The sequence below is a fragment of the Alteromonas portus genome (assembly GCF_005117025.1).
Classification (GTDB): Bacteria; Pseudomonadota; Gammaproteobacteria; order Enterobacterales; family Alteromonadaceae; genus Alteromonas; species Alteromonas portus.
The window spans coordinates 122,174-145,395 of the sequence record NZ_SWCO01000009.1 but is presented as its reverse complement, the minus strand read 5'-3'; the positions used below and the strand labels follow the sequence as shown (position 1 = coordinate 145,395).

Below are 23,222 nucleotides of genomic sequence, written 5' to 3'. Positions count from 1 at the left end.
TATTACTTAGTTGGTAATTCTTTAAAGTGTGACTGTAGCTCTGACTTCACATCATCTGGAATTGGCGCAGAGCGCTGTGTTTTATAGTCGAAATGCACCATGGTGGTAACGCCAGTTGAGCATAGCTTATCGTCTTGCCATAACTCTTGAAACACGTCGAACGCACTGTTTCCCAATCGACTAATATACGTTTTAACTGTAACTGGCTTTCCATAGAAAATTTGAGCTAAAAAGTCGACCTTATAACTGGCCAAAATGAGTGGCCAGTTTTGTAAGTCTAGCTCAGGAGTAAACATTCTGAAAATAGGCTCTCTGGCTGCTTCAAACCACGCGACTAATGCTGTGTTACTGACATGCTGTAAAGCATCGGTTTCACAAAAACGTACGTCAAAAGAAGTGATAAGTGGTGCTGTGTTACTCATAATTATTTGTGGGCATTGTTATAAGTTTAATTCCTACTCTAGCATTATGAGCAGTGGTTTTCAGTAAGCCCTTGTGTAAGCGGTTGTGTTTAAGGCAAATCGTTGTGTTTCGATTAGCTTACAGGGGGTGTGCCGTTAGGTTCTTTTGCATTACAATCCGCTTCTAACTTTTTAAGCGAACATACTATGACTGCGATTGGGATTGACTACGGTACATCAAATTCTGAGGTTGTGTATTTTGATGGAACGGCCCATCAGCACATCAAACTTGACCCGCTAGATAAGAAGGGCAATAAAATCCGTTCTTCGGTGTTCATCTATTTTGAAGATGAACTGCCGCCGCCTCCTGACGCCATGGTTGAAGCGAAAGTGGCGCAGTTACAGCGCGTTATCAGTGAGCAAATAGATAAGGCGAAGGACGGCTATTACTCTGCGAAAGATCCAAAAGAACAGGCGATGTACAGCGACCGTATCGACTCGCTGCGCGGTGATTTGCACAACAAGCCTGCGCTACAGCGCAAAGCTATAGCGCAATTGATGCATGCCATGTCGCTAGACGAAATTCCTTTGCTGCGCTTAGTAGAGCACGGTAAGTTTGCGTTTGGTGAAGAAGGGTTTAGACGCTTTCTTAAAATGCCTGATAAAGGCCGACTTATCTACTCACCTAAAAACTTCCTAGGCGCATCGCTAGACGGCGACCAAAAACAAGCGTTCATTGGTATTATTGCTAAGCAACTGGCGTACTTTAAACAGTGCGCAGAGCAGCAGCTAGGCAAGGTTGTTAATAATGCGGTTATTGGCCGCCCTGTTAAATTTCACGGCACCCGCGGTGAAGAGGGGAATGCCCAAGCCATTCAAATTATGACTGAAGCGGCGACGAAAGCTGGGTTCTCAGGGGTTAATTTTCTAGATGAACCTATCGCAGCGGCGTACAAAATTGAGCAAACCCTACCAAGAGATACCACCACGTTAATTGTAGATATTGGTGGAGGCACCACGGATATCTGCTGTATTAAGCTTTCGCCGGAGCGTTCTAATCAGCTTGACCGTAAAGACGATGTTCTGTCGGTAACAGGCAGACGTTTAGGCGGCATGGATTGCGATAAAAGCCTGGTGCTTAAGGCTATTGCTCCTGAAATGGGAATGGGCCTTAAGATGATTAACGGGCTTCCTGTTCCTCCTACGTACTTCTCTGACATGTGTGCGGTTGATAACATTCCTGCTCTTACCCGCTTTTTCTCTGACGATTACGGGTTAGATATTTCGCAAACCATGTCAGTAATAAAAGAGCCTGCCCAGCTAGAACGCTTGCTTATTGTTCAAGAGAACAAGTTGTCTGCCCGCGTGGTGAACTCGGCCCGACTAGCCAAAGAGCTTCTGTCGAGCAAACAGAATATCACCTTGCCGCTGCACTATATCGAAGATGATTTTGACGTAGAGATTTCGCAAGACTCGCTCAAAAAGGCGTTAAAACCTTGGCTTGATAAAGTAAAAACACTAGTAGTGGAATGCTTAGAAAGCAGTAGTGAAAAGCCAGAAGTAGTGATGATCACAGGTGGTATGAGTTTATCGCCAATCGTCGTGGATGCGCTGTATGAAAACCTGCTTACTGGTTTACCACGCTTAGAAAATGATGCTTTTAATTCGGTATGTGAAGGGTTAGCTATTCAAGCGGCTAAGCACGCTTAACCTTTTCTATTCTTTTTCCGGTATGAATAACACTAAGCCTTAGCGTAGTAGCCTTTACTACGCTAAGGCTTTTTTGATCAGTGCTTAAGGATATTGTGTTCTTTTAGATAAATCGCGATGGCCTCAGGCGACTCGAAGGCTTTTAACAGCATTTCTTGTGCGCGTGCTTTCACATCATTGTCTTCTGATGATGACAGTAGGTGATACCATGTTTTCACTAAGGCTAATGGCGGCGTTTGGTTCATTAGTTGTCGCTCCAGCAATTCTTACTGCAAAAATACACAAAAATCATCGTAACGTATGATTTGCCAATACAAGATCTGACCAGCAAGGAAAAACGTGTAAATAAACGTCAACGCGCACTTCTTACAAGTTGCTGTGTAAATTACACAGCAACGAAATAGAAAATAAGTGCGCTTTACGCCAACGTATTTACCTCGTTACTGGCTCAAGCTTGTGTGAGCATGGGTTTCAGGAATCGACCTGTATGTGAAACTTCTTGTTGGGCCACATGCTCAGGTGTTCCTTCTGCAATAATCTGGCCACCTCCGGATCCGCCTTCCGGTCCAAGGTCGACAATCCAGTCTGCGGTTTTAATCACATCTAGGTTATGCTCAATAACCACAACGGTATTACCGTGATCGCGTAGTCTGTGAAGAACGGCTAATAGCTGTTTAATATCGTGGAAGTGCAATCCGGTGGTTGGCTCATCCAAAATATAAAGCGTCTGCCCAGTGTCTCTTTTTGACAACTCTTTTGCTAATTTCACGCGCTGTGCTTCACCACCCGATAACGTAGTGGCTGCTTGACCCAGTCGAATGTAAGACAAGCCCACGTCCATGAGGGTCTGCAATTTACGTGAAATTGCAGGTATAGCATCGAAGAACTGACGGGCATCCTCCACCGTCATTTCTAATACTTCGTGAATGTTCTTATCTTTGTACTTTATCTCTAGAGTTTCACGGTTATAGCGTTTGCCCTGACACACGTCACAAGGCACATACACGTCTGGTAAAAAGTGCATTTCCACTTTAATTACACCGTCGCCCTGACACGCCTCACAGCGACCGCCTTTCACGTTAAAACTAAAGCGACCAGGCTTGTAACCCCGTGAACGCGACTCTTGTGTGCCGGCGAACATTTCACGAATAGGTGTGAAAATGCCAGCGTAAGTCGCGGGGTTAGAACGCGGGGTTCTGCCGATAGGGCTTTGGTCAATGTCGACCACTTTATCTAGCTGGTCTAATCCTGTCATCGACTTATGCGGCGCCGGTTCAGAAGTAGTCGCCTTGTTTAGCTCGCGCTGCGCTATTTTGTAGAAAGTGTCATTAATCAGCGTTGATTTACCCGAGCCCGATACACCGGTTACACAGGTCATTACACCGGTAGGTATACGTAAATCAACAGACTTCAAGTTGTTACCGGTTGCGCCTAAAAGCTCTAGCCACTTGTCGTCTTTCACCGGTGTACGTGTTGCAGGGATATCTATTTTCTCTCTGCCAGATAAGTACTTTCCAGTAAGTGAGTGTTCACTATTTTTAATGTCTTCCAGTGAGCCTTCGGCAATAATCTCACCGCCATGCACACCTGCACCTGGGCCAATATCTACAATGTAATCGGCTTCGCGAATGGCATCCTCGTCGTGCTCTACAACTAGAACAGTGTTACCCAGGTCACGCAAATGCGTAAGCGTACCAAGTAAGCGCTCGTTATCCCGTTGGTGAAGTCCGATAGAGGGTTCATCCAGCACGTACATAACGCCCACTAGGCCTGCGCCAATTTGACTTGCCAGTCGAATACGCTGAGCTTCACCGCCTGACAGTGTATCGGCGCTGCGCGACATAGAAAGATAGTTAAGACCTACGTTTACCAAGAAGCGCAAGCGGTCCATGATTTCTTTCAAAATCTTTTCAGCTATCTGAGCGCGCTGGCCTTCAAGGTTGAGTGTCTCGAAAAAGCCATACGCGTCGGCAATTGACATGTGAGCAATGGCAGGCAGGTTGGTGTCTTGTATAAATACATTACGCGCTTCAACGCGCAGACGGGTGCCGTTACAGCTACTGCAGTGCTGCTGGCTTAAATATTTTGCTAATTCTTCACGCACCGAGTTCGACTCGGTCTCGCGATAGCGGCGCTCCATATTAGGGATAATGCCTTCAAATGGATGCTTGCGCTCCATTACGTCGCCACGCTCGTTTATGTACTTAAACGACAACGACTTGCCTTTAGACCCGTAAAGCACAATGTCTTGGTGCTTTTTATCGAGCTCTTCAAATGGTGCGGTAAGGCTAAATTTATAATGGTCTGCTACTGCCTGTAGCATTTGGAAGTAGTAATAGCTGCGCTTGTCCCATCCTCGAATAGCGCCGCCAGACAAACTTAATTCGGTATTGCCGACCACGCGTGCTGGGTCAAAAAACTGTCTTGTACCTAGTCCGTCACAAGTTGGGCATGCACCCGCTGGGTTATTAAATGAAAACAGACGAGGTTCAAGTTCACTGATGCTGTAACCACAGTGTGGACATGCGAAGTTAGCAGAAAATACAATTTCTTCTGCGTCTTTATCGTCCATATCAGCCACAACCGCGTTACCGCCAGCTAGGCTCAGCGCCGTCTCAAATGATTCAGCTAAACGCAGTGCCATGTCGTCGCGCACTTTAAAGCGGTCGACCACAACTTCGATGGTGTGCTTTTTGTGTAAATCGAGAGGCGGCGGATCAGATAGGTCACACACTTCACCGTCAATACGGGCACGGATGAAACCTTGAGCTGACAGGTTCTGCAGTGTCTTAACGTGCTCGCCTTTACGTTCTTTAACAATAGGCGCTAGCAGCATTAACTTACTGCCCTCGGGCATGGCTAACACTTTGTCTACCATTTGACTGACCGTTTGTGCATCTAGCGGCACATCGTGATCTGGACAGCGTGGCGTACCCACTCGCGCGAACATCAAACGCAGGTAGTCGTATATTTCAGTAATGGTACCCACCGTTGAACGGGGGTTGTGCGATGTTGATTTCTGTTCAATGGATATTGCTGGTGATAAACCCTCAATATGGTCAACATCAGGTTTTTCCATCATAGATAGAAACTGACGGGCATACGCAGACAAAGATTCAACGTAACGACGCTGACCTTCTGCATAAAGCGTGTCAAAAGCGAGAGACGATTTACCCGAGCCAGAGAGGCCGGTTATCACCACCAGCTTGTCTCGTGGCAGTGTTAAATCGATGTTTTTCAAGTTGTGGGTGCGAGCACCGCGAATTTCGATTTTATCCATTGAAGCCTAAATGAGAGAAAAAGAATCAGTATGCCATAGGTGTCAAGTAAAGTGATATGACATTCAAGTTATACTGTGAGTGGAGTAAGCAGATCACCTTAACGCTCAAGCTTACGATTAGTTCTCACTTAACGTCATTGCAAAGTGGTGATTTTATCCCCATTTTTAAACTCTTATTAAGGTAAATGGGCTAAATCAACCTCGCGAGTGGAAGAAAATGCCAATTGTATTAATCGAATTTAAGGTAAGTGGGCATAAATGCAATTTATGCTACACTTCGCGACCTTATTCTTAATGCAGCAGAAACAGGTGTTCTCTGCGCGCTTTTATGTTTTTTTGATTTTATTTATTGAGGGAAACAGACGCTTTGAACGCTTTGGAATTACGCGCCGCGCTTGCACTCGCCTCCGTTTACGTATTACGCATGATGGGGTTGTTCATGGTTATGCCCGTGTTGGCTGTAGCCGCAATGGACTACCCTGACTACTCTCCACTATTGGTAGGGCTTGCAGTGGGTGGATATGGCCTAACTCAGGCTGCGCTGCAAATTCCTATGGGCATGATGTCTGACAAATGGGGGCGTAAACCCGTTATTTTGCTAGGGCTTGCTGTTTTTGCATTAGGAAGCTTTGTAGCAGCAAACGCCGACAGCATGGTTATGATGATTGTTGGGCGTATTCTTCAAGGCGCTGGAGCTATTGCAGGTGCGATAATGGCCCTTGCTACCGATGTCAGCCGGGAAAGTCAGCGAGCCAAAGTGTTAGCTATTATAGGTATTGCCATTGGCTTTTCATTCTATTTAGCCGTTATTTTAGGGCCACTTATTGCGAACAGCTACGGGCTTGCCGGCGTGTTTGGTATTACTGGTATTCTGGCCATTCTTTGCATGCCGTTGGTTAAATGGGTAGTGCCAAACGGCGTGCAGCTGAGCAGTGGTGATACACTCCCGCAAAAAGACCAGCTAAAGCGTTTGGTCTTTTCTTCTCAGTTATGGCGTTTAAATATAAGTGTGATGATTCTACACATGATGATAACGCTGTTGTTTGTTCAACTGCCCGTAACGCTACTGAACTTTGATATGACGTTAGATAGCCATTGGACGGTTTACTTACCCGTTTTAGGCGCGTCAATTGTAGGTCTAATCATAATGATGGGAGCAGCAAGAGGCCGTACGCCTAAATCGCTCCTTGTAACTGGCGTTGTATTAATGGGCGGTGCGTTTTTGGCGCTGAGTTTAGAGGACCATAGCTGGTGGTGGGTTTGTGCTGCCGTGGTTCTTTTCTTTACTGGCTTTAACTATTTAGAAGCGAATTTTCCCGCGTTGGTGTCGAGTATTGCACCAGCGGGCCAAAAAGGAACGGCTATGGGTCTTTACGCTAGCTTTCAGTTCTTTGGCGCGTTTTTAGGTGGTGTAATTTCAGGCTTAGTTACCGATATTTGGTCGCAAGAACTCGCTTATGGCATCGGCGCTGCTAGTACTCTGCTTTGGCTGTTCATTATTCTTGGTGTTAAAGAAGTGAGTCGGGTAAAGCGCGTGATGATGAACGCAGAGTTTGATAGTTCAAATGCTTCTAGCATTGAGGCCGACCTATTGCTGGTGCCGGGTGTACTGGAAGTGACATTAAACAGTCAAAATAGCGCGGTATACTTAAAAGTTGATCGTGATTTCGACGCCGTAAAAGCGCGAGACGTATTGTCTGCATAGTTGCTTATCTCATTGCAACCATGAAAGGTTTGCACCACACCATTTTTGAAAAGGAAGCGAAAACCATGATTGACCTAAGCAGCTACAAAGCCATTATTTTTGATATGGATGGCACTTTGGTCGATTCAATGGGGGCGCATATTGATGCGTGGCAGCTTACGTGCGATGCGTTTGGTTATCCCTTTGACCGAGACTATCAATACAGTTTAGGTGGTGTTCCTACCTTTGAAACCGTACATCTTATGAATGCAAAGTATGGAAAAAGCCACGATCCAGCAGAGGTTGCTTCATATAAAAAACAGGCCTTTGAAGGGCTAGACCATGTGCCAAGGCTTATTCAAGATACCCTTAACGTGTTTAATCACTATAAAGGAAGCATGCCCATTGCAGTGGGGACGGGCTCAGATAGGCAGCATGCGCAAATGGTGTTAAATGAACACGGCCTGCTAGCCCAATTATCTGCGCTGGTTACAGCCGATGATGTCACTCAAGGTAAACCTCACCCTGAAACCTTTGTGCGTGCGGCAGAACTAATGGGGGTAGCACCACAGCATTGTGTGGTGTTTGAAGATACCGACATGGGTAGAAAAGCGGCGGTTGACGGCGGCATGGCGTGCTTTATGGTTAAAAATACGCGTCTAATCTACTGAATCTTCTCCTGATTGAAAGTTCGAGCCTAGGGCTTACGCTCACTCAATCGCGTCCAGTATCATAGTTTTTAATGCTTATACCGCCTCTAGTTCGCTTAGCGTATTTCCGCAGTTGGGTAATAGTGAAGACTTTATACGTTTGGTGGCATCATGAATGGCGGTTTTCATGGCATCGATAGCAATCTGACTGCTCTCTTTTTCACTGACACTGACATTTACATTTACGCTTTGCCCTCTGAAAGTGGCGGCGGGTGAATACTCATCGGCATTATCAGGTTTGTATAAAACATTAAGCACCACGGTGGCAACCATATTGCTTCCTAAGCTTTTTACAAACGCGCGGTTTAGTATTACTTTAACGCTTGTGGCTGCTTCAATATCTGGGCTGACATTCATCGCTTCTAAGCTTTGCTGTAACAGTGAATAGAGCGTGTCTTCTGTTACATTACTGCTTCCAACGAGCAAGTCTTTACTCGACCGCATATCGATTAATTCTGCCAAGTTAATTGGGCAAGCTTTCGCTTTAGACATGGTTAGCTGATAATCTTTTCTCTGCGACTCAGGAATTAACGATGAATCAAGCTCGGGTGGCGTAGACTCGCAGGCAATAAGCAAGGGTAGGGCACAGCAGGCAAAAATGAGTCGAGCTGGTGATGTAGCGTAAGACATGGAAAATGTTCTACTTTTCATTAAATTATTGTTTGTTTTATGCAGGTAAATTATGCAAGTAATATAGACTTGAGTATAAGAAAGTTTATAGCGCGAAGAAACATAACAACTGTTGCAAACTGTTACAGCTTGTTTAGCATAGTAGCGTGTGAAATTTGGCCAGTAATACGACCATCAGGCATTTATAACCTATAAATAAATTTCGCAATTACCATACAACACGGAAAGTTCTTAAATTATGACCTTTAAAAACGCAGTAATCAGTGTATTTGCAAGTGTTACATTAATAGGGTGCGCAATTAACGTTTCACCTTCAGCCTTTTTTTATCAAGACACTCAGCAGAAGCCCTTAGATACCACAAAGCTGCACGCTGCTATTCAAAAAGACAAAACCTCAGCGGGCATCACCCGTGTTGAAGTGAAAAATGAAACTGGATTAACGTTAAGAGGTGTCGCTGTTTCATATCCTGACCCTATTGTTAACATTGTTTTCTTCGCAGACAACCGTATGCCGGTAAGCGAAAATAATAGCGTAATTCACAGGTTGGGTAAGTTGCCCGTAAATATACTGTGGCTTGACTATCAGGGAGTAGGAGCCAGCGATAAAGCAAAGAATTTAAGTATTAACGCTATTAAGCAAGACGCGTTAACTCAATTTGACTATGTAGAAAGTGCGTTTGATGCTTCCATTCCGACTATTGTTCACGGTCGAGGAATAGGCAGTTATTTCGCAAGCTATGTTGCGGCCAATCGAAAAATAGACGCTTTGGTACTGGACGGGGCTTTCAACAACATTTCTGATTTAATTGCCAATATGGTGCCGGGTTTCTCTAATTCTTTCACCAACATGAAACTTCACGACGAAGTTCACAGTATGCAAATAGCACCAATTCTTCGCCATTATGAAGGCCCTTTGTGGCTTGTGGTCGGTGAGGAAGACAAGATAACGCCTTACCCTATTAGTCAGCAGTTACTAGAAGATGCATCAAGTAGCGAGAAATATATTTCGGTTATTCCAGGCGCTACTCATAACGCGACGCTAAAAAGCGACTATGCTATAGCGCAGTACAAGCAATTTTTAGCAAGATTCACTCAATAAGCCAACCTTACTCACTGTGGATAAGTAGTGGAAAACCTTGTTGGTAAGTCTGTTAATAGCAATATAGAGCAACAGATCACGATCTTGCGGGGACTTTCTGGTCGGATCACGAAATATCAGTTAAATCAAGCGCTGTAGAGCCATTATTGTTGATCGTGATAGTTTTTGATCGTAACGCTGTGCAGGATCAGGCAATTTTCTCTATTGGGGATAAAAGTCTTAAGCAAAACGATCAAGCGTGTATTTTTGTCAATAGTTTCGCGTTATGAAATTTTTAGAACACAGTTGCTCAACTATAAAGCGAATTACGATTAATCGCGCATCAATCCGGTCTAGTAATGACTAAATAAAATACCCGCCATAGGCGGGTATTTTTTGGTTTATTAATTTCTGAAAGAAAAGCGAACAGCTAAACCCTTACTACTGAATCTCGTTTAACTACTGTTGGCGTATACTTAAAGGTTAAGCCTTCTTCTGGTTTACTCCCAGACGCGTACTTTAACGCCAGCTCGGCAGCTTTCGCGGCCATCATTTCAACAGGATAACGCAAAGTAGTTAATTTAGGTCGACAGTATTTAGCTAGCAGCACATCATCGTAGCCCATTACAGAAACTTGTTCAGGAACAGAGATACCGTGGTCCTGCAACATGGTCATCGCGCCAGACGCCATAGCGTCGTTATAGGCCAATACAGCGGTGAACTTAGCGCCGGTGGCTAGCAAGTTTTGCATCGCCAATTCTCCACCTTCTTGATCAGGTGTGGCGTATTCAATCATGCTTTCAGGTAAGCTTAACTTTGCGCTATCGATAGCGTTTCTAATCCCTTCAAGGCGATGGTTAGGATCGTCAATGCGATATTGACTGCTTATCACCGCCACATGTTCATGGCCTTGATTAATGGCGTATTCAGCCATAAGCCGCCCACCGGTCACGTTATCGAGCCATACACAGCGGTTCGCTATTTCTGGAATGTAGCGGTTAATTAGAACAAAGCCCGGTACTTGTCTTGCAAAGCCAATTAGGGTTTCGTCATCAAGTGCTTTACTGTGCACAACCATGGCTTCAACACGATGTTCAAGCAGGGTTTCAATGGCGCGTAGTTCGGTCTCTTTTTCTATTGAGCCGGCACTAAGTAGAATTTGTACATTATTTTTTCGAGTTATCGACTCGACGCCATGAGCTAGCATGGCGAAAAAGGGGTCATGCAATTCGGCAATAACTACGCCCAACGAGGCGCTGCGTTTTGTAACAAGGGCCCGCGCATTCGCGTTGGGACGATATCCCATCTCTTCCATGATTTTTTTAACGCGTTGTCGGGTATCGTTGCCTACTTTCGGCCCATTATTAATAACTCTTGATACAGTCGCTAAAGAAACACCGGCGGCTTGGGCTATATCTTTTATTGTTGCCATTTTCTCTTAAACTTTGTTTTGTAATGCATTGAGGGCCATATGGCCTGATTGCCATAGCGTACATTATATTTACAAAAAAAGGTAAAAATCTCACGCTTTGTTGCTATGCAATTACTCTTATAAACGAGATAAGACGATGAAGTGGTATTACCAAATCTAGTTATAGTCTAAACCCCTGTCAAAAAGAGCGGAAAACGTATAACCTTTTACGCGTTATAAATGCTATCGCTATCCCGAAACTTTGCGAACGTACTCGATTGATAGCCTGAATCATATTATTTAGCACCTGAGAAGGTAAAAAAATTGTTATGAAAATAAATGTGTCTACATTTGGTGAAGTAGCCGGCAACGCGGTAAATGCTTTTACGTTAACTAATAACAACGCTATGACAGTTACGCTGCTTAACTACGGTGGAATTATTAAGGAAATTCACTTTCCAAATGCTAAAGGCGAGTTAATAAGCTGCGTGCAAACCTTCGATACGTTGCAAGGATACATCGACGATCCTAGTTATCGCGGCGCTATTGTAGGGCGCTTCGCGAACAGAATTGGGCACGGCACATTTACTTTAAACGATAAGCAGTACAGGCTAGATAAAAACGGTGGTGACCATAATCTACATGGCGGGCTTGCTGGCTTTCACAAAAAAGTATGGGAAGCGAAAACACAAGAATCGTCTGATAGCGCCAGCGTAACTTTTTCATTAGCCAGCTATGATGGTGAAGGTGGTTTTCCAGGTAACATCACTGTTGAGGCCTGTTATACGCTAAACCAAGATAACGAACTATCTTTAGTTATTACAGCAACCACAGATAAAGAAACGCCGCTTAGCTTTACACAGCACGCCTACTTCACGTTAAGCAATGAAGAGAAGGTTGGTAACACACTATTGCAGATTGATGCTAAAAAAGTCACTGATGCAGATAGTACCTTGTTGCCAACAGGTGATTTGCTCGATGTCGGCAATACCCCCTTTGATTTCACGACGCTCACTGCCATAAAGCAAAGAGCTGAGCAAACGGGTTCTCACCCATTGTTTGATAATGTGGGAGGCTTTGACCACAACTATGTGCTTCAAACTGTATCTGAGAACACTCCACAAGCCGTGGTAAAAGCCCTTGATACTGGCGTAACAATGGAGTTGTTTACCAGTCTTCCAGGCCTGCAGTTCTATACAGGCAGCCTAACAGAGGATGACCAGTTGGGGGCTTTGTGTTTAGAGCCTCAGCATTTCCCTGATGCACCTAATAAACCTTCATTTCCGAACTGTTTTGTCAAACCACACGAAAAGTACAAAGAAACTATCCGCTACAAATTCAGTGCAGAGTGATCGAACTTAACCGGTAAAAGGAAAATAATTGTTATTAAATTAACAATTATTTTTCTTTGTTAGTTAATTGATAAACAGTATCTATTGCTATATTATTACTAGGGTAAACGTTTAACCCTTGGTTTTAAACCAACGTGTTATGCTAGAGCGTAACCGGTCTATTCAGAGAGAGTGATTATGGGAACTCCGTTCGACCCAACTAATGATCCACATCGCCGTTTTAACCCTTTGTTGGGAGAGTGGGTGCTAGTATCACCACACCGTGCTAAGCGTCCTTGGCAGGGGGCTTCTGAAGAGCCGAACAATGAACAAAAACCTTCCTACGACCCGACTTGCTATCTTTGTCCAACGAATACACGGGTTAACGGAGAGGTTAATCCAGATTATAAAGGCACGTTCGTTTTCCAGAACGATTTCGCCGCGCTTAAACAAGACACTGCGCAGGCCAGTGAGAAGAAAGGGCTGTTCCAATTTGAAACCGAACAAGGCTGCAGTCGCGTTATTTGTTTCTCACCTGATCACAGCAAAACACTTCCTGAGCTGACTGATGATGAACGGTTAGATGTGGTCAATACGTGGAAAGCCCAAACCGCTGAACTAGGTGAAAGCTATCGTTGGGTACAGGTTTTTGAAAACAAAGGTTCAATGATGGGGTGTTCAAATCCGCACCCGCATGGTCAAGTATGGGCACAGCAGCACATACCTACAGACCCAGCAAGAAAAGTAGTGCAGCTGAAGCAGTACTTTGCTGAAAACGAAACACCTATGTTGTTGGACTACGCTGAGCAAGAAGTGATAAAGCAAGAGCGCGTAGTCTGCCAAAACGAAGATTGGGTTGTGGTAGTTCCGTATTGGGCAGCATGGCCATTTGAAACGCTGTTATTGCCGCGTTTTGACGTTCAATCTTTGCATAAGCTGTCAGATTCACAATCGCTTTCACTTGCCAAAATTATTGGTGAGATAACGGCAAAATACGACAATTTATTTGAGACATCTTTCCCATATTCAATGGGCTGGCACAGTGCACCATTTGATAATGTAGACCATCCTGAGTGGACACTGCATGCACATTTCTTCCCGCCACTATTGCGCTCAGCAAGCGTACGTAAGTTTATGGTTGGATATGAAATGATGGCAGAAGCACAACGAGATTTAACCCCTGAGCAGGCGGCTGACAGATTAAAAGCACTGTCTACGGTGCACTATAAGAAACGTGAGAATGCTAATGGATAACCAAGTACTTTCTTCTACATTTGAAGCGCATTACGGCAATGAGCCTACTCTGATTGCACACGCGCCCGGTCGAGTGAACATCATTGGTGAACACACCGATTATAATGAAGGGTTCGTTTTTCCTGCTGCAATCAATTTTGGGACCTGGGTTGCCGCTACAAAACGGGAAGATAACGATATTGTAGTTACTGCGATGGACTACGAGAACCAGCAGAACCAGTTTTCATTATCAGACATTAACTATGACGAGGAGCAAGGTTGGGCAAACTATGTTCGCGGCGTAGTGAAAGTGCTAAAAGAGGCAATGCCTGATTTTGGTGGTGCTAATTTACTGGTAACGGGTAATGTACCGCAAGGCGCGGGGTTAAGCAGTTCGGCATCATTTGAAGTGGCTATATTAAAAGCACTGAGCGCGTTATATGAGTTGCCATTAGACGGTGTACAGGCTGCGCTGTTGGGCCAAAAAGCTGAAAATACCTTCGTAGGCTGTTCTTGCGGAATCATGGATCAGTTAATTTCTGCCATGGGTAATGAAGGTATGGCAATGCTGCTAGATTGTCAATCGTTAGCCATTGAGCACTCACCACTTCCTGACTCACACCAAATCGTGATCATTAACTCGAATGTAAAACGCGGTTTGGTGGATAGTGAATACAACTTGCGTCGCCAGCAATGTGAACAAGGCGCGTCGTTACTGGGTGTTTCGTCGTTGCGCGAAGCAACCATGGAGATGCTAGAAACCGCTAAAGCGCATATGCCAGAAGTGGTTTATCGCCGTGCGAAACATATTATTACTGAGAACGCACGTACCTTAACTGCGAGCCAAGCGCTAAAATCAGGCGACATTGAAACGGTTAGTGAAGCCATGGCGCAGTCTCACATCTCTATGCGTGACGACTTCGAAATTACCGTACGCCCAATTGATTATTTGGTCGAGATCATAGGTGATGTGCTAGGTAAATCAGGTGGTGTTCGTATGACTGGCGGCGGGTTCGGCGGCTGCGTAGTAGCTCTTGCACCTACCGACAAAGTTGATGCTGTGAAACGCGTTGTGGCTGACAAATATTTCGACGAGACCGGATATCAAGCAGATATCTATGTATGTACTGCAACTCAAGGTGCATTCGCCTAGCAATACACAAACAGCATGTTTAAAAACAACTCTCTCCCTTTTTCAAACAATCCTATTCTTTAGAATTGTTGGTGTCCCTTGGGCCGCATCTATTTGATGCGGCTTTTTTACAAAAAGTGCAAATTTATAGTTAAAAAAAGTAAATGAAATGTGATACTAATACTGCGTGCACAAACATGATGGGTTAATTAGTGGGCTTTTAAACCACTCAGTGAATGATTATGTTTTGCAAAACGCGTCTTAATCACGTGACACTGGTGTGGCAAAAACCAATAGAATAATAAAAACAATTTTTCACCTGTGTACCCTGCATAATAATCGCCGCACCCAAAATAAGAACTTTGGGAAAAACTATGAAATTAGCATCAATAGATATCACGTTATTCGTGGTATACGTCTTTGCGCTTATTGGAATTGCGTGGTGGGTTTCGCGCGAAAAGAAGGGCCATCAAAAAGACACAAACGATTACTTTTTAGCAGGTTCAAGCCTGCCATGGTGGGCAATTGGCGCATCGCTTATCGCGGCGAACATCTCAGCTGAACAAATTATTGGTATGTCGGGCTCGGGTTATCAATTGGGGCTTGCCATAGCGTCGTATGAATGGATGGCCGCCATTACACTGCTTATTGTGGGCAAGTTCTTCTTACCTATCTTTCTAAAGCATAAAATCTACACCATGCCTCAATTTTTAGAACAGCGATACGACCATCGCGTCCGTAAGGTAATGGCTATCTTTTGGTTAGGCGTGTATGTTTTTGTTAACCTTACTGCAGTGTTGTGGTTGGGAGCCTTGGCTATTAATACTATTGCCGGTGTAGATATGTTTTACGGCATGATGTTCTTAGGCCTTTTCTCGTTAACCTATTCACTTTATGGCGGCCTGAAAGCAGTAGCATTAACCGATATTATTCAAGTGGTGCTGTTAGTCGTCGGCGGATTATTCCTGTCATATACCGCGTTAAACTTAATCAGCGACGGTAATGGGGCCATCCAAGGTTTTGTTGATTTAACTAACAAGCTCCCTGAAAAATTTGACATGATTTTGTCAAAAGACAACCCGCACTATATGGATTTGCCGGGCATTTCTGTATTGATTGGCGGTATGTGGATAATGAACCTGTCGTATTGGGGCTTTAATCAGTACATTATTCAGCGTACGTTGGCGGCAAAAAATGTTCAAGAAGCCCAGAAAGGGATCGCGTTTGCAGCATTTCTAAAGCTGCTTATGCCGCTTATTGTGGTGTTGCCTGGTATTGCAGCAGTACTAATAGTGCCTGACTTAGCTAAGCCGGACCAAGCATACCCAAGCCTAATGACGCTAATGCCGGTTGGCCTTAAAGGTATTATCTTCGCTGCGCTTGTGGCGGCGATTGTGTCATCACTTGCATCAATGACAAACAGCGTTTCTACTATCTTCACCATGGATCTTTATAAAGATAAGCGCCCTAACGAGTCGCAGCAACATTACGTTAAAGTAGGACGAATTGTAAGCTTGATAGCGCTTATCATAGCAATGGTGGTGGCTAAACCACTTTTAGGCAATTTCGATCAAGCATTCCAATACATTCAAGAGTTTACCGGTTTCTTTACGCCAGGTATCTGCGCATTGTTCGTATTGGGAATGTTCTGGAAGAAAACTACGGCAAACGGTGGTCTGCTTGCAGCGCTAGGCTCATTTTTATTAAGCTTAATATTCTGGCTGTTTTGGCCAGAACTGCCGTTTATCGACCGTGTGGGACTTGTTTTCCTGCTTTGCATTGCTTTGGCTGTAGTTGTTTCTCTGCTAGAGAAGAAGGGGATTAGTAAAAATGCGGTTGACCTTAATGAAGTCCAGTTCAAAACCACATCTGGTTTTAACGTTGCGTCAATTGCTGTGGTGATCCTTACCGCTGCGTTTTATATTGCGTGGTGGTAGTAAATAATAAAGGGCGTTTTTAATATCAACGCCCTTGTTTGTATTTGCAAAAAACAACGCGAAAGTTCAGAAGACGCTGGCAATAAATTTTGTTAAGTTCTAGAGCGTGTTGCAGTTAGTAACGTAAACATGTGGCGAAAAACTTCAATTTTTCCTCATAAAATACGGTATACTAATCGGCTAATATTCGATGAACTTTCGCGCTTGCTGATGTCGTACTAATAAGAGTTATACAGCAAGCCACTAAAAACGTTACAGGAGACATCAATGGCAACGAAAGGCGTTAATAAGGTTATTCTTGTTGGAAACCTTGGCAATGATCCTGAAGTTAGATACATGCCTAACGGAAACGCCGTTGCGAACTTAAGCCTAGCAACTAGCGAAAGCTGGAAAGACCAACAGGGTCAGGTTCAAGAGCGCACTGAGTGGCACCGCCTTACAATGTACCGTCGCTTAGCAGAAATTGCCGGAGAGTACCTGAAAAAGGGCTCGCAAATTTACGTTGAAGGTAAATTGCAAACGCGTAAGTGGCAAGATCAACAAGGCCAAGATAAATACACCACTGAAATTATCGTAGACCAAATGCAAATGCTTGGCGGTCGTGGTGGTGAAGGTGGCGGCGGTAACGGTGGTTACCAACGTCCTCAAAACAACCAAGGTGGTTACAATCAAGCTCCTGCGCAGGGCGGCTATAACCAAGCGCCACAGCAAGGCGGTGGTCAGCAGGGCGGCTACAACGCAAACCAAGGTGGTGGCTACAATCAAGCGCCTCAAGGTGGTAACCAAGGTCAGCCAAAGAACCCGCCAATGGCTGAGCCAGATTTTGACTTCGACGACGATATTCCGTTCTAATGGTCATAATATATAAAGTGTAACGTTTAAGAATACTCTTATGTTAGCAAGCCCCTTTTTAAAGGGGTTTTGTTTTTTCTAGAGTAAAAAATCTTGTAATGATTACTTGACCGCTCTTCATAATGTGATACATATTTAAATGTGTAACGTTTTGTGGGGTGATGATGTGCTAAGTAAAATAACAATGATCAAAATGCAGAATGGGTTAAGAGTGCCTGTTTTGTTAGAGAATGGTATTCCACATTTCTATTCCACTCTCCACATATCTAGAGAATTTCTTAATACTTCTCACAATACAAAAAAAAATGTCTTAGAGTGTATCCGTCTCTTTATACAGTGGTTAAAGAACCAAGATATTCAAATTGAGCAAAGGTTGGCTGAAGGCAACTTTCTAAACCAAGTGGAGCTAGAAAGGTTACTCGACTTCCTAAATTACGACAAACCAACAATTTCTAACCTTTGTTCAGGTGTTGCCATTCACCCAAGGTCTTACAAATTCGTATCGGTGAAAACTTACCGAAATAGAGCCGCAAGTATTAAGAATTATCTTAAATTTCTCTACCGTTTTTTATCTAGTTCAGAAGAGAGAAAACAAGCCGAAATAGACCTTGATGCATTCATTAAAACTAGACAACCGAGAGATAATTCATATAAAAAGATAAAAGAAGAGAAAGCGATATCAGATAAAATATTGTCGCTTCTTTTCAACGCTATAGAACCAAGCTCTAGTGACAATCCTTGGACTTCTGACTTAGGGATTAGAGTCAGAAATCAACTAATAGTATGTCTGTTATATGAAACAGGCATTAGAAGGGGGGAGTTGTTAGGTATACGAATAAGCGACATCAATTTTCAATCAAATCAACTAGCTGTAAAAAGAAGGCACGATGCTCTTGATGACTCTAGACTGTCTCAACCAAATACGAAAACTAGGGAAAGAAATATTCCTCTAAGCGACTCCTTAATTGATTTGATGCATGAATATGTATCCAAACATAGGGGAGTATCAAAACGAGCTAAAAGACATGAACTTCTTTTCGTTAGCCATAAAAGAAACAAAGGAGAGCCTTTATCGTTACAATCTTTGAATCTTGTATTTAGGACTCTTAACAGAAAAGTAGAAGATTTATCAGGTTTGCACCCCCATCTGTTTAGACACCACATGAACTACAAAATTTCAAAACTCATAGATGAAAAATTTTCTCACTTAGGAGCGGAAGACAAGGCTGCAACTGACGCTCAAATTCGCTCATACCATATGGGATGGAGTTCTACGGGTAACTCGCAAGAGCACTACAATAAACGATATGCAAGGGAAAAAGCGAATGAAGCACTACGAAATAGAGACATTAAATTAGCGTTAATGTCGAAAAAAGATGAAGGGGAAGATTAGTGTCGGTGCTCGCAAAAAGGCTCAGTGATTCAGAACTATTAGAGTTATTAAATAAGGAATATCGTAATGTGGACGGCTTTACATATGTACCAATACAGGACAATTGGCGGTTGTCGCATTATGAAGGAAAAGACCTATACTTGAGAAAAGTAGTAAACGCTTTCAGTGATGATTTGAAACCCTATTTTCGGTTAGCTCTCGCTGGATTTGCTAGAACTAGATCATCTCGAACAGTTTCAAACGTTGCCTCTTATATTTCAATGTGGGCAAAAGAAAGCCCCGATATCGATATCTTAGATAAATCTCAGTTTTATTCTCGCAAGCATGTGCTTGGGAAAGAACGAGAATATCAACTTTCCACCATAAGAAGTTTTTTAATATTTTGGTATCAAAGCGGAATATACGGGATTACTGAGGACTTCATAAAATCTATCAGAAAGATTAAATTTAAAGGTAATCAAAAAGGAGGAGCCGTTAAGAGCAATGACCCTGACCAGGGTCCTTTCACACCTATAGAATTAAAAGCTATCTTAGACCAAGCTCATAATGCACTTTCGGAAGACCGCATTGCTTTAAGACAATATTTGTATCTATTACTACTGGTTCAAAGAGGGTTTCGCACGATACAAATATCTGAATTACGGTTTAGTGATTTCTATACCGAAGGCAGAACTTTTGTGAATATGCCAAGAGGTAAACAGCGTGGTTGTGCATTTAGGGGGCAGTTTACTAAGTTTGAGATTAGTAATGATTTGATGTTGGCGGTAGAGAAATACCATGAGAGTGTAGTTAATGAAATAGGTCTTGCCCACATTGCTAAAGATCTTCCTCTTTTTCCAAATTACAGCGAATTTTCGAAAAATCCCCCAAAGTCTGAGATTGAGATAAGTGAAACTCATCATGCTAACTATGTTCAATTCAACAAGGACCTGAAATACATTCAAGCTCAATTAAATATCATCTCAGAAAGAACTGGCAGGACTTTAATCCTTACAGGGACAAGGTTTAGAAGAACGGTTGGAAGCGACATGGCAAGGGAGGGCTATGGAGTCGCTCCCATAGCTAGGGCATTAGATCACGAAGATAATCAAAATGCTGGTGTATATATTGAATCTACACCTGAAATTGCAGAAAGACTCGACAAAAAACTCTGCGAATATTTAGCTCCTTTGGCGCAAGCGTTTGCTGGTCATATCATCAAGGATGAGACTGAAGCCACAAGACGCAACGATTCGACAAGTCGCATTAGAACTGAGACTGGACAGGATTATCTAGGTAACTGCGGTTCGAAAGGCTTTTGTAACGCTTATGCTCCAGTCGCTTGTTATACATGCAACCGATTCGAGCCGTGGTTGGATGCACCTCATCATGAGGTTTTGGAAGACAAGTTAAGGGAAAGAGAAGAGATAATAGCAATAACGGGTGATTTAACTATTGCTAGTCAAATAGATAGGACGATCCTTGCTGTACAAAATGTGATTGATCGTTGTGCAGAGATAAAGGACGCTGCAACGGAGGAATACGATGAGTAGTATCGTTTTCTTCAAACCTAAAGCGGAATTAAATGCAGAACAGCAAGTTGAAAAGTTTATTCAGTTTGCGAAGAGTCTAACTTCATTTGACTTGGATAATGAACCTCTTGATTGGGCGGCAAATGATTGGGGCAAATGGAAAAATGTAACTTTCTTAAAAGCTGGTCTGAACTCAAAGATGGCATATCCAAAGAATGCCAAGGAAGAATACTGGATTGAATCTGCTATCCGTGACTTTGCTAAGGCGTATATTAGATACGAGCACACTATCAATGACAGAAAAGATGTAATTGAAATTGCTGCACTGAGGATGCTTGATAAGGCCTTTTTGAGTCTAAAAGTTGCCCCAAGCATAACGTTAATTAACGGCTATATTCTTGATCAAGCGGCTAGTGAGACGATAGGGAACTATTCACCAAGTAGAGCATATCGAGTCGGTAACGCCATTCAAAAACTGAGTCAGTTTCTAAATGACAACGGCATGTTAAAACATGCATTAACTTGGAAAAATCCCATTTCCAGAGACAAAGATTTCAGTACTGGTCATCGTGAGAACGCCAATAAAGCATCAAGCAAATTACCAAGCGAGGAATCTTTACAAGCCCTAGCAGAAATATTTTCATCAAATCCACAAGATCCCAGAGATATTGTAGTTACATCGATGGTGGTTATCGCAATGTCGGCTCCATCAAGAACAGGAGAGCTTCTGGAGCTTAGGCACAACTGCTTAGTTCGAAAGGAAAAGGTCTCTGGAGGTGACGAGCTATTTTTAAACATCTATGGTGAGAAAGGTTTCGGTCATCATGACAAACCAATACCTGCAACAATGGCAGATTTATGCGAAGAGGCAATAAATCGGGTAAGAAAGATTTCTGAGAAGCCAAGAGAATTAGCGAAGTTCTTGGAAGAAAATCCGAATCAATACCCTCCAGTTGATGGTTTGAAGTCACAAAGACAAGACCAGTATTTAACATTCTCGGATGCATTATTAGCTCTTGGTCTCTCAAGAGGCCGCAGTGCTAAAAGCACCCTAAATGCGTGGGTTAAAAGAACACTTCAATCTATTAATAACTATTCTCGTCAAAGCAATCGTCAAAGGTCTATTGATATTTTGGACGAATATCAAAGGAGTGTAAAAGAAAATCCAGACTCTAATTTTACTAGCCTCACTCTAAAAAAGCTCAACACGCTACTTCGTGAACATATCTTGCCTGATACATTTCCCTATATTTCTGCCAAGAGAATCACTAAGTATAGTGAAGCTCTTTTTTGCTTTTTTGTTAATCAACTCAACACTCAAGACACTATGAGTGTTCAAATGCATTCATTGGAAGTAATCAATAATAATTTTTTGACCTCCAACCTCGCTGCACCAACAAACAGTAGGAGCATTTTTAATCGCTGGAAATATTTCGGTGCGGAGTACAGAGTAACTTCTCATCAGTTCAGGCATTACTTGAACACAATGGCTCAAAAGGGAACTTTGGGAGAGCTTGAGATCGCAAGATGGTCAGGCAGGGCAGACATATCCCAGAACGCTGTTTACAACCATGTAACACCAACAGAATATGTTGAAAAAATGAGGAATGTCGGGATTGGTTCTAGTTCTGACTTGGTTGTACGTTCGTCTAAAAACGAACCTGTGACTCTGAAAGATTTAAACGAAATTGGAGAGAGAATTGCTCATGTAACTCTGTATGGTTTTTGTACTCATGATTACACTCAGGAGCCTTGCCAAAAGCATCGAGATTGTTTGTCTTGTACAGAGCATCTATGTGTGAAAGGTGATGAAGAAAAACTCAAGAGAGTAAAATTTTTGAGGGATAGGACTAAGGAGCAGTTAACGAAAGCTTTGGACGCTGCTAAAGAAGAATTTTTTGGCGCTGACAAGTGGGTAAAACATCATACAGAGAGGTTAGAGAGAGCGGAGCAGTTGGTGAGTTTGATGGAGAGTGAGGAGATAGAAGATGGAGCAATAATTAAGCTTTCGAATGATAACGAATTTACTCCCCTGAAGCGGGTTTTAAATGAAAAACCAGAGTTAAAATCTCTGGATAAATCCAACGATGACAACGCCAACTCTGAAGCACTTAACAAATTAAAATCGTTACTAGGGAGATAACTTTTGGCTAAACACCTCAAACACAAAGATGTTGAGAATATCTTAAACCTTTTAATCTCTTGGCAATACGAATTGACCTGGGACTTGCTTGTTAAAGAATGTGAGCAAAAGCTTGGGCTAGTAACAACAAGGCAAGCGCTGTCTAGAAAAACGATGATTCAAAACACCTTCAATGAAACCAAGGAAAGGTTGAAAACAAAGGGCGAAGTCACGGCAAGGCCAAATAGTATAAATATTGCTCATCAGAGAATAGAGCGACTAGCGAAAGAGAATGAGGTTCTTAAGAAGCAGAATCAGTTACTACTAGAGCAGTTCATAGTGTGGCAATACAACGCAACCGCTCATGGGTTGACCAAGCAACAACTGGAAAAACCAATCCCAAAATTAAAGGACTGAGAACAATCAGTTGATTTTCGAATTACAAAAGTTACTTATGATAATTGCTATTATCAAAAGTCTTGCTGCTATGGACTGATTTTGAGGTTCGTATATTGCGCCAACATATAAGGGATATCGAGGTAAAGGACGACACACGTAGCGTGTGGCAGCTTTACCTACAAATCCACATCCGCAATAGCGAATAGCAGACACTAGCTAGGTAGGCTCTTTGTCTATAAGTAGCTCTTATAGATTTGTTAAAAATAAAAAGCATCCGTTTATACAACTAAAATTTACTCTTTCTTACCCTTCGTATAATTATAAATAGAACCAAAAAGTCTAAAGTAGGGACTTTCTGCCCCCCCTTTCCCTCCGCCTTTATCATAATAAACAACTCAAAAATTACCC

General features: G+C 43.0%; 18 protein-coding genes. 13 read left to right on the top strand and 5 right to left on the bottom strand.

The window, feature by feature from the left end:
• Positions 1-2 precede the first annotated feature (2 nt).
• Entirely contained in the window at positions 3-422 is a 420-nt protein-coding gene (locus E5672_RS16075) for an acyl-CoA thioesterase (protein WP_136783137.1), read from the bottom strand.
• A gap of 186 nt (positions 423-608) precedes the next feature.
• Between E5672_RS16075 and E5672_RS16070 the strand changes: the two genes are divergently transcribed.
• Positions 609-2,111 (top strand): Hsp70 family protein, encoded by a 1,503-nt coding sequence (locus tag E5672_RS16070; RefSeq protein ID WP_136783136.1) that lies wholly within the window; start codon positions 609-611, stop codon positions 2,109-2,111.
• Positions 2,112-2,188: 77 nt separating this feature from the next.
• Here the strand turns inward: E5672_RS16070 and E5672_RS19900 are convergent, their stop codons facing one another.
• Positions 2,189-2,356: a hypothetical protein gene (locus E5672_RS19900; protein WP_012516741.1), complete on the bottom strand. Its 168-nt coding sequence runs from the start codon at positions 2,354-2,356 to the stop codon at positions 2,189-2,191.
• 203 nt (positions 2,357-2,559) lie between these two features.
• Complete coding sequence (gene uvrA, locus E5672_RS16065; protein ID WP_136783135.1) at positions 2,560-5,391, bottom strand: excinuclease ABC subunit UvrA; 2,832 nt, start codon at positions 5,389-5,391, stop codon at positions 2,560-2,562.
• Between the two features lie 367 nt (positions 5,392-5,758).
• On the opposite strand from uvrA, the gene E5672_RS16060 reads away from it, so the two are divergent.
• Both E5672_RS16060 and E5672_RS16055 read left to right on the top strand, forming a co-directional pair.
• Entirely contained in the window at positions 5,759-7,096 is a 1,338-nt protein-coding gene (locus E5672_RS16060; RefSeq protein ID WP_136783134.1) for an MFS transporter, read from the top strand.
• Positions 7,097-7,161: 65 nt separating this feature from the next.
• Positions 7,162-7,746 carry an HAD family hydrolase gene (locus E5672_RS16055; RefSeq protein ID WP_136783133.1) on the top strand — a complete coding sequence of 195 codons (585 nt, stop codon included), beginning with the start codon at positions 7,162-7,164 and terminating at the stop codon, positions 7,744-7,746.
• Positions 7,747-7,821: 75 nt separating this feature from the next.
• Here E5672_RS16055 and E5672_RS16050 read toward each other — a convergent pair whose 3' ends face one another.
• Positions 7,822-8,436 (bottom strand): hypothetical protein, encoded by a 615-nt coding sequence (locus E5672_RS16050; RefSeq protein ID WP_240692259.1) that lies wholly within the window; start codon positions 8,434-8,436, stop codon positions 7,822-7,824.
• Between the two features lie 217 nt (positions 8,437-8,653).
• On the opposite strand from E5672_RS16050, the gene E5672_RS16045 reads away from it, so the two are divergent.
• Entirely contained in the window at positions 8,654-9,514 is an 861-nt protein-coding gene (locus E5672_RS16045) for a lysophospholipase (protein WP_240692258.1), read from the top strand.
• Positions 9,515-9,923: 409 nt separating this feature from the next.
• Here the strand turns inward: E5672_RS16045 and E5672_RS16040 are convergent, their stop codons facing one another.
• Complete coding sequence (locus tag E5672_RS16040; protein WP_136783131.1) at positions 9,924-10,925, bottom strand: LacI family DNA-binding transcriptional regulator; 1,002 nt, start codon at positions 10,923-10,925, stop codon at positions 9,924-9,926.
• A 308-nt stretch (positions 10,926-11,233) separates the two neighbouring features.
• Here E5672_RS16040 and E5672_RS16035 point away from each other — a divergent pair, with 308 nt between their 5' ends.
• The 9 genes from E5672_RS16035 (at position 11,234) to E5672_RS15995 (ending at position 22,832) form a co-directional block, all read left to right on the top strand.
• Positions 11,234-12,256 carry an aldose epimerase family protein gene (locus E5672_RS16035; protein ID WP_136783130.1) on the top strand — a complete coding sequence of 341 codons (1,023 nt, stop codon included), beginning with the start codon at positions 11,234-11,236 and terminating at the stop codon, positions 12,254-12,256.
• A gap of 177 nt (positions 12,257-12,433) precedes the next feature.
• Entirely contained in the window at positions 12,434-13,489 is a 1,056-nt protein-coding gene (locus tag E5672_RS16030; RefSeq protein WP_136783129.1) for a UDP-glucose--hexose-1-phosphate uridylyltransferase, read from the top strand.
• Positions 13,482-14,621, top strand: a complete 1,140-nt coding sequence (gene galK / locus E5672_RS16025) for a galactokinase (protein ID WP_136783128.1) — start codon at positions 13,482-13,484, stop codon at positions 14,619-14,621. The genes E5672_RS16030 and galK overlap by 8 nt, the downstream gene beginning before the upstream one ends.
• 353 nt (positions 14,622-14,974) lie before the next feature.
• Complete coding sequence (locus E5672_RS16020; RefSeq protein WP_136783127.1) at positions 14,975-16,537, top strand: sodium/sugar symporter; 1,563 nt, start codon at positions 14,975-14,977, stop codon at positions 16,535-16,537.
• Positions 16,538-16,804: 267 nt separating this feature from the next.
• Entirely contained in the window at positions 16,805-17,389 is a 585-nt protein-coding gene (locus E5672_RS16015; RefSeq protein ID WP_136783126.1) for a single-stranded DNA-binding protein, read from the top strand.
• A 184-nt stretch (positions 17,390-17,573) separates the two neighbouring features.
• A complete protein-coding gene (locus tag E5672_RS16010) occupies positions 17,574-18,782 on the top strand; it encodes a tyrosine-type recombinase/integrase (RefSeq protein WP_161569407.1) in 1,209 nt (402 codons plus the stop codon).
• Positions 18,782-20,314 (top strand): site-specific integrase, encoded by a 1,533-nt coding sequence (locus E5672_RS16005; RefSeq protein WP_136783124.1) that lies wholly within the window; start codon positions 18,782-18,784, stop codon positions 20,312-20,314. The genes E5672_RS16010 and E5672_RS16005 overlap by 1 nt, the downstream gene beginning before the upstream one ends.
• Positions 20,307-22,436, top strand: a complete 2,130-nt coding sequence (locus tag E5672_RS16000; RefSeq protein ID WP_136783123.1) for a hypothetical protein — start codon at positions 20,307-20,309, stop codon at positions 22,434-22,436. Before E5672_RS16005 ends, E5672_RS16000 begins: the two co-directional genes overlap by 8 nt.
• A 3-nt stretch (positions 22,437-22,439) precedes the next feature.
• The gene (locus tag E5672_RS15995; RefSeq protein ID WP_136783122.1) at positions 22,440-22,832 is read left to right on the top strand and encodes a hypothetical protein; all 393 of its coding nucleotides are present in this window, start codon (positions 22,440-22,442) and stop codon (positions 22,830-22,832) included.
• The last annotated feature ends 390 nt before the right edge of the window (positions 22,833-23,222 follow it).